This is a genomic window from Pseudideonella sakaiensis (assembly GCF_048320135.1).
Classification (GTDB): Bacteria; Pseudomonadota; Gammaproteobacteria; order Burkholderiales; family Burkholderiaceae_C; genus Ideonella_A; species Ideonella_A sakaiensis_A.
In genome coordinates this window covers 3,827,008-3,840,060 of record NZ_CP182947.1, presented here as the reverse complement: position 1 = coordinate 3,840,060, position 13,053 = coordinate 3,827,008, and the positions used below count along the sequence as shown (strand labels likewise).

Genomic DNA, 13,053 nt, shown 5'->3' with positions numbered 1-13,053 from the left:
ATCGAGGGATGCCGCCTTCGCCCCCGCCGACTGCCAGCGCCAAGACGCTGTTGCCGCATCCGCCACTGCCGGATTACTACCAGGATGAAGCCGAACATGCGCGTTACCTGCGGCGCATCTTCGACGCGACCGCGGCCGACTACGACCGCATCGAGCGCGTGCTGGCTTTCGGCAGCGGGCCGTGGTACCGGCGCGATGCGCTGCGCCGCGCCGGTCTGGCCAGTGGCATGGACGTGCTCGACGTCGGCATCGGCACCGGCCTGGTCGCCCGCGAGGCGCTGAAATTGATCGGTAGCGGCGGCCGGCTGGTCGGCGTCGACCCGAGCCCGGGGATGATGGGCGAGATCGACCTGCCAGGCATCGAGCTGATCGCCGGCCGGGCCGAGGCCTTGCCGCGCCCGGACACGAGCTGCGATTTCCTGTCGATGGGTTATGCGTTGCGCCACATCGGTCAGGTCGGCGCCGCATTCGACGAATTCTTCCGCGTGCTGCGGCCGGGCGGAACGCTGCTGATCCTCGAAATCAGCAAGCCCGACGGCGCCGTCGGCACCGCGCTGCTGAAGGGCTACATGCGCGCCATCGTGCCGCTGATCGCCCGCGTCGTCGCGCGGCGCCGCGACACCGCCGAACTGTGGCGTTATTACTGGGACACGATCGAGGCCTGCATCCCCGCCGAAGCGGTGCTCGGTGCGCTGCGTTCGGCCGGTTTTGTCGATGTGCAGCGGCAGCGCCAGCTCGGCATCTTCTCCGAGTACATCGCCCGCCGACCGGCTGAGCTGGGCGCGCCGGCCGGCGTCGACGCTGCATCGCAATGACGACGGCGGCCGATGCGGCCGCGAAGGCGGCCACCGACTGTGATGTCGTCGTGATCGGCGGCGGCCCCGCCGGCTCGACGATCGCGACGCTGCTCGCCCGCCAGCATCGCCGCGTCGTGCTGCTCGAAAAGGCCGTCCATCCGCGTTTCCACATCGGCGAATCGCTGCTGCCGGGCAATGCCGAATTGTTCGATCGACTCGGCGTGCGCGAGCAGGTCGAGCGGATCGGCATGCCGAAATGGGGCATCGAATTCGTCTCGCCGGACCATGCGCACCGCAGCCACCTCGAATTTGCCGACGCCTGGGACAAGAGCCAGCCGTACGCCTGGCAGGTGCGGCGCTCCGAACTCGACGAACTGCTGTTCCGCCATGCGGCCGCGCAGGGCGCGGTGACGTTCGAAGGCTGCCATGCGCGGCAGGTCGATTTCGACGCCGACGGCGCCACCGTCACGGCCGACGTCGACGGCGGCCGGCGCAGCTGGCGCGCCGCCTTCGTCGTCGATGCCTCGGGCCGCGATACGCTGCTTGCGAACAAGCTGCGCTGCAAGCAGAAAAACCCGCGCCACGCCAGTTCGGCGCTGTTCGGTCACTACACCGGCGCGCGCCGGCTGGAGGGCCGCAAGCAGGGCAATATCAGCATCATGTGGTTCGAGCATGGCTGGTTCTGGTTCATTCCGCTGTCCGACGGCACGACCAGCGTTGGCGTCGTCTGCTGGCCGGCCTACCTGAAGACGCGACGCAAGCCGCTGCCCGAATTTTTTGCCGATACGGTTGCGATGTGCCCGGAACTGGCCGATCGGCTGAAGGATGCGACGCTGGTCGGCGGCGAGATCCACGCGACCGGCAACTATTCGTACAGCGCCGACCACGCCTGCGGCGACCGCTACCTGTTGCTCGGCGACGCCTTCACCTTCATCGATCCGATGTTTTCGTCCGGCGTCTATCTCGCGATGCGCAATGCCTTCGATGCGCTCGACGTGATCGACGCGCGGCTCGACCAGCCGGCGCGTGCACCGGCTGCACGCAAACGCTACGAAGCGCTGGCGCGCAAGGGCCCGGACGAGTTTTCGTGGTTCATCTTCCGCGTCACCAATCCGACGATCCGCCATCTGTTCATGTATCCGGCCAATCCGCTGCGCGTGAAGGAGGCGCTGCTTGCGCTGCTCGCCGGCGACCTTTATGGCAGAAGCCCGATCCAGCCGTCGCTGTGGGTGCTGAAGGCGATCTACTACGTGATCTCGCTGCGGCACCTGCGCCGCAGTTTCCGCGGCTGGCGGCAGCGCAACAGCCGGCTGCGCGAGCAGGCCGCGGCCGAGCTGCCATGAGCGTTCAACAACGAGTCGCTTGGTCAGCCCGCGGCGTGTCCGCGGCAATGGTGCTGCTGGCTGCCGGCAGCGCCTCGGCCGGCCAGCAGCCGCTGTGGGAACTCGGCGCCGGCGTCGGCGGGCTGCGGCTGCCGCACTACCGCGGCTCCGACCAGTCGCACAACTGGCTGCTGCCGGTGCCTTATGTCGTCTACCGCGGCAAGATCTTCAAGGCCGACCGCGAAGGCGCGCGGGCGGTGCTGTTCGAATCGCAGCGGGTTCATTTCGACCTCAGCCTGGCGGCCAGCGCGCCGACCCGCAGCGAAGACAACCGCGCCCGGCAAGGCATGCCCGATCTGGTGCCGACGGTCGAATTCGGTCCTAACCTGAACCTGCGGCTGGCCGATGGTGCGGGCTGGAAACTCGAGTTGCGCGCGCCGCTGCGCGCCGCGCTGACGGTCGAGTCGAATCCGCGTGCAGTCGGCTGGATCGCGTCGCCGAACCTGAACCTCGACCTGCGCCGCGGCGACGGCTGGAATATCGGCATGCAGCTCGGCGTGCTGCTCGCCGACCGCCGCTTCAACGGCTTTTTCTACGATGTCGACGCCAGCCAGGCGACCGCGCAGCGGCCCGCCTACCGCGCGCCCGCCGGTTATGGCGGCACGCAATGGACATTGGCGGCATCGCGGCGTTTCGACAACCACTGGGTCGGCGCATTCGCCCGTCTCGACGACCTGTCCGGCGCCCGCTTCGCCGACAGCCCGCTGGTGCGCGAGCGCAGCCACCTGGCGGTCGGCATCGCGGTCGCGTGGGTGTTCGGCCGCTCGTCGACAATGGTCGACGTCGACGAATGAATCCGGACCCGTTTGCCATGCTGCGCACCCTCATATCCGGCCTGCTGCTGGCGGTGCTGCTGCTCGGCCTCGGACTGATGTCGCTGGCCTGGAACCTCGTCGCGGCGCTGCTGCATCCGCTGCTCGGCGCCAGCCGCGGCAAGGCGATCGGTCGCTGGGCGATCAGCCGCTGTTATGCCGGCTTCTGGACCGTCGCCGGCCTGACCGGCGTGCTGCGGCTCGATTCGAGCGCCCTCGACGCCTTCCGCGACGAACCGCGTCTGATCTTCGCGGCCAACCATCCGAGCATGCTCGATGCGCTGATCCTGGTCGCACGCCTGCCGCGCAGCGCCTGCATCATGAAGGCCGAGCTGATGCGCAATGTCTTTCTCGGCGCCGGCGCCCGGCTGGCCCGCTATATCCGCAACGATTCAGCGCGCGGCATGGTCCGGCTGGCGGTGCAGGATCTGCGTGAAGGCGGCCAGCTGGTGATCTTTCCGGAAGGCACGCGGACGACGCGGCCACCCATCAACGGTTTCGGCAGCGCAGCGACGCTGATCTCGAAACTCGCCGACGCGCCGATCCAGACCGTCTTCATCGAGACCGATTCGCCTTATCTCGGCAAGGGCTGGCCGATCTGGCGGCTGCCGCCGATGCCGATCGTCTTCACGCTGCGCGTCGGTGCACGGTTTGCGCCGGCCGCCGACGCCCATGCGCAGCAGCGTCGGCTCGAGCAGTATTTCGCCGCCGAACTGCGGTCGGCGACGCAACCGGCGGCCGAACTCGGCGGCCAGGCCGCCGAATCCCGGTCCGCATGAGCGGGCGCGAGCCGACGGCTTCCAGCAGCCAGCTGGTGCTGATCCCGAGCTACAACACCGGCGCCAAGCTGCTCGAGACGGTGCGCGACGCACGCGCGCACTGGAACCCGGTCTGGGTCGTCATCGACGGCAGCACCGACGGCTCGGCGGCTGCGGTGCAGGCACTGGCCGCAGACGATGGCGGGCTGCGCGTGCTGCTGCTGCCGCACAACCAGGGCAAGGGTGCGGCGGTGCTGCACGGCCTGCGCGCCGCCCAGGCCGCCGGCTTTAGCGATGCCCTGACGATGGATGCCGACGGCCAGCACCCGGCGCCGCTGATCCCGCAGTTTCTGGCCCGCTCGCGCGAGCGGCCCGATGCGATGATCCTCGGCCGCCCGGTTTTCGATGCCAGCGCGCCGATGCTGCGGGTGCGCGGACGCCGCGTCTCGAACTGGTGGACCAACCTCGAGACACTCGGCGCCGGCATTGCCGACTCGCTGTACGGATTCCGCGTCTATCCGATCGCCGAGCTGGTCGCGGTGATGCAGCGGCAACCGTGGATGCGCCGCTTCGACTTCGACACCGAGGCGGTCGTCAGGCTGGCCTGGCGCGGCGTCAAGCCGATCAATGTCGATGCGCCGGTCAAATACCTCAGCGCCGAAGAAGGCGGCGTTTCGCATTTCCGCTACGGCCGCGACAACGTGCTGCTGACCTGGATGCACCTGCGGCTGATGCTGGAGTTCGTGCTGCGCCTGCCGCTGCTGCTGTGGCGCAAGCTGCGCCGCCAGCCACCGTTCCAGCCTTGAGCGCCGCTTCGTTCAGCGATATTTCGCCGCGGTGATGAACTCGCCGAACGATTCGCACCAGACGATCACGCTGTCGTAGGCATTCAGGTCGACCGATGGCGGCAGATTGACGATGAAATTGTCGAAGGTGCGCACGTCGCCGACGCGCAGCATCTTCGGCTTCAGGCGCAGAAATTCGGCCTCGGTCTCGACGAACTGCGGCGACAAATACAGCTTGTAGTCCGGCCCCGGCGCCAGCTTGCCGCGCAGCGACACGCTGGTCGGCCCGACCGCGACCTTGCCTTCGCCCCAGTGCAATGCATCGCTGTCCTTCAGGTCGCGGCGGAACTCGCCGCTGAATGTCGCGCCGGCAGCGGCGGCCGACAATTCGGCCTGCGCCGGCGAGGCCGGCGCGGTCAGGATCGGCAACACATAGATGCCGGCAGCAAAACCGGCGGCGCCGACCAGCACGTGGCTGACCAGCAGCAGCAATGTCTTCGCCATCGGGGCCTCCTTGTCGCAGCGCAGGCGGAGCGAGCTACTCGTGTGCGATCGGCGTCTCGGTGAACAGATATTCCTTCATCTGCTCCGAGAAACATGGATCCTTGCGGCGGATCCATTCGAGCACCATCGCCGCATGCTCCTTCTCCTCGTCACGGTTGTGCTCGAGGATGGCCTTCAGTTCGGCGTCCTTGCAGGCATCGGCACGCTGGTTGTACCAGTCGACCGCTTCGAGCTCCTCCATCAGCGAAACGATCGCCCGGTGCATGTCGCGGGTCGCATCGGACAATTCGGCAAGCGGTTCGTGGTAGCCGACACTGGACATCGTCTTCTCCTCGTTGATTGCACACATCGTTCGATGGCGGCGCATCCCGCAGCGCCGCCATCGAGCCGAGTGTGCCCGACCCTGCTCAGCAGGTCGAGGGCAGACGATTCACCGCCTATTTCGCGAGGTCGGTGCCGTAGAAGACGTGGCGTCCGAACGGGCTCAGCTTGAAGCCGACCACTTCCTTGCGGATCGGCTTCAGCTGCACCGCATGGGCGATCGTGAACCACGGCGCCTGTTCCTTGAAGATCACCTGCGCCTGCGAATACAGCTTCGCACGTTCGGCCTGGTCGGTCGTCGTCTTCGCCTTCAGCACCAGGTCCTCGAACGGCTGGTGGCACCACTTCGCGACGTTCGAACCATTCGTCTTCGCCGAATCGCAGCCAAGCAGCGTGTGCAGGAAGTTGTCCGGGTCACCGTTGTCACCGGTCCAGCCGAGCATGCCGGTCTGGTGCTCGCCGTTCTGCATCCGCTTGCGGTACTCGCCCCATTCGAAGCTCTTGATCTCGGCCTTGACACCGATCTTCGCGAGATCGGCCTGCATCAGTTCGGCAATCCGCTTCGCATTCGGGTTGTACGGACGCTGCACCGGCATCGCCCACAGGTCGATCTCGAAACCGTTCGGATGGCCGGCTTCGGCCAGCATCTTCTTCGCGGCGGCCTGATCGAAGGGGTCGTCCTTGATCGAATCGTTGTACGACCACAGCGTCGGCGGGATCGGGTTTTTCGCCGGAATGCCGGTGCCCAGATAAACCGCGTCGACGATCGCCTTCTTGTCGATCGCCATGTTGATCGCCTTGCGCACCTTGACGTCGTCGAACGGCTTCTTCGTCGTGTTGTAGGCGAGGTAGCCGACGTTCAGTCCCGGCTGCTCGAGCACGGTGACCTTCGGATCCTTGCGCATCGCATCGAGGTCGGCCGGGTTCGGGTAGGGCATCACATGGCATTCGCCCTTTTGCAGCTTCGCCCAGCGCACCGACGAATCGGGCGTGATCGCAAACACGAGGTCGTCGATCTTCGCCTTGCCGCCCCAGAACGTCGGATGCGCCTTGTAGCGAACGATCGCGTCCTTCTGGTATTGCACCAGGTAGAACGGGCCGGTGCCGATCGGCTCCTGGTCGATTTTCTCCGGCGTGCCGGCCTTCAGCATCGCATCGGCGTATTCCTTCGACTGCACGCCGGCAAATTCCATCGCGAAGCTCGAGACGAACGGCGCCTCGGGCTTCTCGAGCGTCATCTTCACGGTGTGGTTGTCGATCTTCTCGACCGACTTCAGCAACTTGTGCATGCCCATCGAATTGAAATAGGCATGGTTGGCGCTGGTGACCTTGAAATACGGATGGTCCTCTTTCCACTGCCGCTCGATCATGAAGATGATGTCGTCGGCATTCAGGTCACGCGTCGGCTTGAAATTCTTGTTGCTGTGCCACTTGACGCCCTTGCGCAGATGGAAGGTGTATTCCTTGCCGTCGGGCGAGACGGTCCAGCGCTCGGCCAGGCCCGGCACGATCTTCGTGCCGCCCGGTTCGAAATCGACCAGCCGGCTGTAGATCTGGCTGTTCGCGTCGAACGAGGTGCCGGTCGTGTTGACGCCGGGATAGAAGTTTTCCGGGCTGCCTTCCGAGCAGAACACCAGCGTCTTCGCCGCCGCGGGTGCCGCGGCAAGCGCAGCGACCGAGGCCAGCATCGTCAGCGCGAGCACCTGGCCTGCCCTGCGCGAAGAGCCGCGGGGGCGACGAACGGATACGGTTGAAATCATCAGCAACACTCCTGTGAAAAGGTCGTTTTTGAAGCGGCTCAGTGTATGCCGCGCGGGGCCGCGTCAAGAGGCTTCTGGGGCATACCCTGAGCCACCTGCTCGGCAAAATGACAAGCAACCTGCCGGCCGTCGAGTTCACGCAGAAGAGGCCGCTCGGCGCGGCAGCGCTCGGCTGCATGCGGGCAGCGGGTCGAGAACACACAGCCGCTCGGCGGATCGAGCGGCGACGGCAGCTCGCCCTTCAGCACCATCCGCACGCGGGCGACACCGCTGCCGGCCAGGCCCGGCGTCGATGCCAGCAGCGCCTGCGTATACGGATGCAGCGGCCGCGCGAACAGCGTCGCCTTGTCGCCCTGCTCGACGGTCGAGCCGAGGTACATCACCATCACGTCGTGGGCAATGTGGCGGACGACACCGAGGTCGTGCGAGATGAACAGGTAGGCCAGACCGAGCTGCTGCTGCAGGTCGGAGAGCAGATTCAGCACCTGTGCCTGGATCGAGACGTCGAGCGCCGATACCGGCTCGTCGGCAACGACCACCGCCGGGTCGAGCATCAGCGCACGTGCGATCGCAATGCGCTGGCGTTGACCACCGGAAAACATGTGTGGATAACGCTCGTGGTGTTCCGGGCGCAAGCCGACACGCTGCAGCATCGCGCGCGAGCGCTCGGCCCGCTCGGCGGCATCGATGCCGCTGTTGATCACCAACGGTGACTGCAGGATCGTGCCGATCTTCTTGCGCGGGTTCAGCGAGCCATAGGGGTTCTGGAAGACGAGCTGCACTGAGCGGCGCAACTGCTTGCGCTGGTCGGCGGTTGCCCGCACGACGTCGACTCCGGTCAGCCGCAGTTCGCCGCTGGTCGGTGCTTCGATCAGCGACACCATGCGCGCCAGCGTCGACTTGCCACAACCCGATTCGCCGACCACCGCCAGCGTGCGGCCGGCCCGCAGCTCGAAGCTGACGCCGCCGACCGCCTGCAGCCTCGCCGGCTCCCGGAACAGCCCGCGGCTGATGCGGTAGCTCTGCGTCAGGTCGCGCGCGCGGACGACGGTATCTTCGTGGTCGCTCATCGGGGGGCTCCGGCCGGCGCGGCGGCCTGTTCGGCTGCCGCGTCGGCGCGGCGGGGTGGATTGGTCGACAACGGATAGTGGCAACGCACGCGGCCATCGGCCCAGTCGCGCAGCTGCGGCCGCTCGGCGACACAGCGGGCATCGGCATATCGGCACCGCGGCGCGAACAGGCAGCCGGCCGGCCGGTCGTGCAGGCCCGGCACCATGCCGGGAATCGTCGCCAGCCGTGCATGGCCGTCGCTGCGCTCGGGCAATGCCGCCAGCAGCGCTTCGGCATACGGATGCTGCGGCGCATTGAACAAGGCCTGCGCCGACTGCTGCTCGACGACCTGGCCGGCATACATCACCGCGACCTTCTGCGCCATTTCCGACACCACGCCCATGTTGTGGCTGATCAGCACCAGCGCCATGCCGCGCTGGCGCTGCAGCTCCTGCAGCAGGTCGAGGATCTGCGCCTGGATCGTCACGTCGAGGGCGGTCGTCGGCTCGTCGGCGATCAGTAGCTTCGGGTTGCAGGCGATTGCCATCGCGATCATCACGCGCTGGTTCATGCCGCCCGACAACTGGTGCGGAAAGGCCTTCAGCCGCGTCGCCGGCGCCGGTATGCCGACCTGCTCGAGCAGTTCGATGCTGCGCTGGCGGGCCGCCTTCGAATCCATGCCGAGGTGCAGACGCAAGGTTTCGGCGAGCTGGAATCCGATCGTGAAACAGGGGTTCAGGCTGGTCGTCGGATCCTGGAAGATCATCGCGACGTCCTTGCCGATCAGCTCGCTGCGCTTGCGCTCGTTCAGGTCGAGCAGGTTGTTGCCGTCGAAGCGCAGCCGGTCGGCAGTGACCTTGCCGGGAAAACCGACCAGGCCCATCACCGCCATCATCGTGACGCTTTTGCCGGAACCGGATTCGCCGACGATGCCCAGCACCTCGCCGGCCTCGAGCGACAGGCTGACGCCGTCGACCGCATGCAGGCTGCCGTGGCGGGCCGGGAATTCGACCGACAGGTTTTCGATTTCGAGCAGGGCCATATCAGTAGTCTTCCGGCGCCACGCCAATCGCAGCTGCACGCCCATGCCGCGGTCCATCAAGCAGCCTCCGTGGATCCGGCTTTGCCGGTCCACTGGAGGCGCCCCCTTGAGGGGGTGCGCCGAAGGCGCTACGGGGGTGGGTCATCTTCTCAGTTTGGGATCGAGCGCATCGCGCAGCCCGTCGCCGAGCAGGTTGAACGACAACACGGTGATCAGGATCATCAGGCCAGGGAAGGTCACGACCCACCACGCGCGCAACACGAATTCGCGCGCATCGGCGAGCATCGTTCCCCATTCGGGCGACGGTGGCTGCGCACCGAGGCCGAGGAAGCCGAGCGCGGCGGCATCGAGGATCGCGGTCGAGATGCCGAGCGAGGCCTGCACGATCAGCGGCGCCGCGCAGTTCGGCAACACCTCGTTGAACATCAGCCGCAGATGACCGGCGCCGTTCATCCGTGCCGCGGTGACGTAATCCTTCGACGTCTCGGCGATCACCGCCGCCCGCGCGATCCGCACATAGTGCGGCAGCACGACGATCGCGACGGCGAGCATCGCATTGACGAGGCCTGGCCCGAGGATCGCGACGATGACGATCGCCAGCAGCAGGCTCGGCAGCGTCAGGATGATGTCCATCGCGCGCATCACCGCGATCTCGTAGATGCCGCGGAAATAACCGGCGGTCAGCCCGAGCACGGTGCCGATCAGCACCGACAGTGCGACCACCGCGAGGCCGATCACCAGCGACAGCCGCGCGCCATGGATCAGCCGCGACAACAGGTCGCGGCCGATCGCATCGGTGCCCAGCGGATGGGCGGCCGAGCCGCCGGCCTGCCACATCGGCGGCTGCAGGAAAACCGAGGCGTCGGTCTGATCCGGTGGATACGGCGCGATCTGCGGCGCGAACAGCGCCAGCAGCAGCACCGTGACGACGATGATCAGGCCGGCGAGCGCGCCGCGGTTGGCGCTGAAATCGCTCCAGAACTCGCGCAACGGCTGCGCCGGCGGCAGCTCGGCCGGTTCGACCGCCGGGTTGACGGGCGTTGTATTCATCGGCTGACCCTGATTCGCGGATTGATGATGCCGTAGGTGATGTCGACCAGCAGGTTGACGATCATCACCATCGCGCCGAGCAGCAGCATGCCGCCTTGCAGCACCGGATAGTCGCGGCGGCCGATCGCCTCGATCAGCCATTTGCCGACGCCTGGCCATGAAAAGATCGTCTCGGTCAGGATCGCGCCGGTGAACAACACGCCGACCTGCAGGCCGATCACCGTGATCACCGGAATCAGCGCGTTGCGCAGCGCGTGCACCGTGACGACGCGCAGCCGCGGCAGGCCCTTCGCGCGCGCGGTGCGGATGTAATCCTCGCCGAGCACCTCGAGCATCGCCGAACGCGTCATCCGCGCGACCACTGCGAGCGGGTTGGTGCCGAGCACGATCGCCGGCAGGATCAGGTGGCTGACGGTCGAGGCAAAGGCACCGTCGTCGCCGCTGATCAGGCTGTCGATCAGCAGAAAACCGGTCACCGGCTCGATGTAGTGCATCACGCTGATCCGCCCCGATACCGGCGTCAGGTCGAGCTGCACCGAGAACAGCAGGATCAGCAGCAGGCCCCACCAGAAGATCGGCATCGAATAGCCGGTCAGCGACACGCCCATCACGCCGTGGTCGAACAGCGAATTGCGCTTGACCGCGGCAATGATGCCGGCCGGTATGCCGAGCAGCAGCGCAAAGGTGATCGCACACAGGCCGAGCTCGACGGTGGCCGGAAACAGGGCCAGAAATTCATCGAGCACCGGCGTCTGCGTGATCAGCGATTTGCCGAGGTCGCCCTGCAGCACCCGACCGATGTAGATGCCGTACTGCACCAGCACCGGCCGATCCAGACCGTATTCCTTCAGCAGCGCCGCATGGCGGTCGGCGTCGATGCCGCGCTCGCCGGCCATGGTTTCGATCGGGTCACCCGGAACCAGCCGGATCAGGAAAAAGGCCAGCAGCGTCATCCCGAAAAACGTCGGAATGATCAGACTGAGGCGGGTCAGAATGAAACGGATCATCGGCAGGACGGCGGATCACCGCCTCGGAAGAAGCGGCGACTCTACTGCATCCGCTTCGTTCACAATTGGATGCAACCCGCTTTGCACCTTGCCGCTTCGCGATGGCCCGCTCCCCTGCCCTGACCCTGCGACCTGCCCTGCCGCATGACGCGACGGCGATGGCCGCGATGTCGCGCGACCTGATCGAAGCCGGGCTGGCCTGGCGTTATACGCCGCGCCGGATGATGCGGATGATCTCCGGCCCCGAAGTCGCCGCGGTGGTTGCCGACGATGCGGCACGGATCAGCGGCTTTGCGGTGATGCAATTCGGCGATGAGACCGGCCATCTGGTGCTGCTGTGCGTCGCCCGCCCGTTGCAGCGCCAGGGCATCGCGACGGCGCTGCTCGACTGGCTGCTGGCATCGGCGCGTGTCGCCGGCCTGGAGAGAATCGGCGTCGAGATGCGCGCCGACAACGTGATCGCCAGAAATTTCTATCGCATGCGTGGCTTCAGCGAACTCGACCGCATCGCCGACTACTACGCCAGCGGCATCGATGCGCAGCGGATGTCGCTGCAGCTGCGCCCGCCGCAGATACCGTGACCAAGCCTCAGCACATGCCGCCGTTGACCGAGATCACCTGGCCGGTGATATAGCCGGCCTCCGGTCCGGCCAGAAAACCGGCCAGTGCGGCAACCTCGTCGGCGGTGCCGGCTCGCTTGACCGGCACGATCCGGCCGATCGTCTCGGCATCGAAAGCGGCGTCTGCCATCGGCGACGCGATGATGCCCGGCGCAATCGCATTGACGGTCACGCCGCGGCTCGCGACCTCGAGCGACAAGGCCTTTGTCGCGCTGTTGATCGCGCCCTTGGCCGCGGCATAGTTGACCTGGCCGCGGTTGCCGATCAGCCCGGCCACCGACGAGATATTGATCACGCGACCCCAGCGGGTGCGCAGCATCGGCAGCAGCAGCGGCTGCGTGACGTTGAAAAAACCGTTCAGCGAGACATCGATGACCCGGTGCCATTGCGCCGCGCGCATGCCCGGAAAAACCGCGTCGTCGTGGATGCCCGCATTGTTGACGACGATCTGCACCGGCCCGCCCAACAGCAGCTGCTCGCAAGCCTGCCGGCTCGCCGCTTCGTCGGTCAGGTCGAAGATCCAGCTCCCGGCGCTGCCACCTGCATCCCCGATCTCGGCCGCCAGCTGCTGCACCGCGTCGGGCCGCGAGAAACCGTGCAGCAGCACGGTGGCGCCGTCGCGTGCGAGCCGGCGCGCGATCGCGCTGCCGATCGCGCCGCTGGCGCCGGTCACCAGCGCCCGCTTGCCGGCCAGCGGCCCGGTCATCGCCGAGCCTCCGGCGGATGCAGCACCACCGTCGCGCGGCCTTCGGCCAGCCGCTGTCCCGCTTCATCATCGACCTCGAAGCGGTACGCGACGACATCGGCGTCGCCGGCCAGCCGTTCGGCAAAGATCAACAAGGCTCCGGGCACGTCGTGCAGCGTCGTAACGCCGAACTGCACCTGACGCAGCGACGCGATGTGGCCGCCGCCGGGCGGGCCGCCGCTGCCGGCGAGCAGGCTGCCGTGCAATGCCATCGCCTGCGCCGCATATTCGATTGCCGCCGGCGCGAGCAGGCCGCTGGCGCTGCGCAATGGATTGGCCGGGTCCCGATGGCTGCTTGCGCTGCAGCGGATCTCGGTTGCTGACCAGCCGAGCAGCCGGTCGAGCACACACATCCGGCCCTGGTGTGGAATCCGCTCGAGGATGCCGGCGCGCTCCAGCGTCGCCGGGGCCGATGCCATG

At 66.9% G+C, this 13,053-nt stretch carries 15 protein-coding genes; 6 read left to right on the top strand and 9 right to left on the bottom strand.

The window, feature by feature from the left end; translation table 11 throughout:
• Positions 1–8: 8 nt before the first annotated feature.
• The 5 genes from ACNH6H_RS17545 to ACNH6H_RS17525 are packed head-to-tail and all read left to right on the top strand — an operon-like array spanning position 9 to position 4,555.
• Entirely contained in the window at positions 9–815 is an 807-nt protein-coding gene (locus tag ACNH6H_RS17545) for a class I SAM-dependent methyltransferase (RefSeq protein ID WP_418319474.1), read from the top strand.
• Positions 812–2,140, top strand: coding sequence for an NAD(P)/FAD-dependent oxidoreductase (locus ACNH6H_RS17540; RefSeq protein ID WP_418319472.1), 1,329 nt, complete (start codon positions 812–814; stop codon positions 2,138–2,140). The genes ACNH6H_RS17545 and ACNH6H_RS17540 overlap by 4 nt, the downstream gene beginning before the upstream one ends.
• Positions 2,137–2,973, top strand: coding sequence for a MipA/OmpV family protein (locus ACNH6H_RS17535; protein WP_418319470.1), 837 nt, complete (start codon positions 2,137–2,139; stop codon positions 2,971–2,973). Before ACNH6H_RS17540 ends, ACNH6H_RS17535 begins: the two co-directional genes overlap by 4 nt.
• A gap of 17 nt (positions 2,974–2,990) precedes the next feature.
• Positions 2,991–3,770 (top strand): lysophospholipid acyltransferase family protein, encoded by a 780-nt coding sequence (locus ACNH6H_RS17530; protein WP_418319468.1) that lies wholly within the window; start codon positions 2,991–2,993, stop codon positions 3,768–3,770.
• A complete protein-coding gene (locus ACNH6H_RS17525; protein ID WP_418319466.1) occupies positions 3,767–4,555 on the top strand; it encodes a glycosyltransferase family 2 protein in 789 nt (262 codons plus the stop codon). The genes ACNH6H_RS17530 and ACNH6H_RS17525 overlap by 4 nt, the downstream gene beginning before the upstream one ends.
• A gap of 12 nt (positions 4,556–4,567) precedes the next feature.
• On the opposite strand, the gene ACNH6H_RS17520 is transcribed toward ACNH6H_RS17525, so the two are convergent.
• The 7 genes from ACNH6H_RS17520 to ACNH6H_RS17490 all read right to left on the bottom strand — a co-directional run bounded on the left by ACNH6H_RS17520 (position 4,568) and on the right by ACNH6H_RS17490 (position 11,268).
• Complete coding sequence (locus ACNH6H_RS17520; protein WP_418319465.1) at positions 4,568–5,038, bottom strand: DM13 domain-containing protein; 471 nt, start codon at positions 5,036–5,038, stop codon at positions 4,568–4,570.
• Positions 5,039–5,072: 34 nt separating this feature from the next.
• Complete coding sequence (locus tag ACNH6H_RS17515; protein ID WP_418319463.1) at positions 5,073–5,360, bottom strand: encapsulin-associated ferritin-like protein; 288 nt, start codon at positions 5,358–5,360, stop codon at positions 5,073–5,075.
• 115 nt (positions 5,361–5,475) lie between these two features.
• A complete protein-coding gene (locus ACNH6H_RS17510; RefSeq protein ID WP_418319461.1) occupies positions 5,476–7,119 on the bottom strand; it encodes an ABC transporter substrate-binding protein in 1,644 nt (547 codons plus the stop codon).
• Positions 7,120–7,157: 38 nt separating this feature from the next.
• Complete coding sequence (locus ACNH6H_RS17505) at positions 7,158–8,189, bottom strand: peptide ABC transporter ATP-binding protein (RefSeq protein WP_418319460.1); 1,032 nt, start codon at positions 8,187–8,189, stop codon at positions 7,158–7,160.
• Positions 8,186–9,211 carry an ABC transporter ATP-binding protein gene (locus ACNH6H_RS17500; RefSeq protein ID WP_418319458.1) on the bottom strand — a complete coding sequence of 342 codons (1,026 nt, stop codon included), beginning with the start codon at positions 9,209–9,211 and terminating at the stop codon, positions 8,186–8,188. The genes ACNH6H_RS17505 and ACNH6H_RS17500 overlap by 4 nt, the downstream gene beginning before the upstream one ends.
• Positions 9,212–9,352: 141 nt before the next feature.
• Positions 9,353–10,261: an ABC transporter permease subunit gene (locus tag ACNH6H_RS17495; protein WP_418319457.1), complete on the bottom strand. Its 909-nt coding sequence runs from the start codon at positions 10,259–10,261 to the stop codon at positions 9,353–9,355.
• Positions 10,258–11,268: an ABC transporter permease subunit gene (locus tag ACNH6H_RS17490; protein WP_418319455.1), complete on the bottom strand. Its 1,011-nt coding sequence runs from the start codon at positions 11,266–11,268 to the stop codon at positions 10,258–10,260. Before ACNH6H_RS17490 ends, ACNH6H_RS17495 begins: the two co-directional genes overlap by 4 nt.
• A 158-nt stretch (positions 11,269–11,426) precedes the next feature.
• Between ACNH6H_RS17490 and ACNH6H_RS17485 the strand changes: the two genes are divergently transcribed.
• Complete coding sequence (locus tag ACNH6H_RS17485; protein ID WP_418319453.1) at positions 11,427–11,849, top strand: GNAT family N-acetyltransferase; 423 nt, start codon at positions 11,427–11,429, stop codon at positions 11,847–11,849.
• A gap of 7 nt (positions 11,850–11,856) precedes the next feature.
• Here the strand turns inward: ACNH6H_RS17485 and fabG are convergent, their stop codons facing one another.
• Both fabG and ACNH6H_RS17475 read right to left on the bottom strand, forming a co-directional pair.
• Complete coding sequence (gene fabG / locus ACNH6H_RS17480) at positions 11,857–12,594, bottom strand: 3-oxoacyl-ACP reductase FabG (RefSeq protein WP_418319452.1); 738 nt, start codon at positions 12,592–12,594, stop codon at positions 11,857–11,859.
• Entirely contained in the window at positions 12,591–13,052 is a 462-nt protein-coding gene (locus tag ACNH6H_RS17475) for a hydroxymyristoyl-ACP dehydratase (protein WP_418319451.1), read from the bottom strand. The genes fabG and ACNH6H_RS17475 overlap by 4 nt, the downstream gene beginning before the upstream one ends.
• Position 13,053 lies beyond the last annotated feature (1 nt).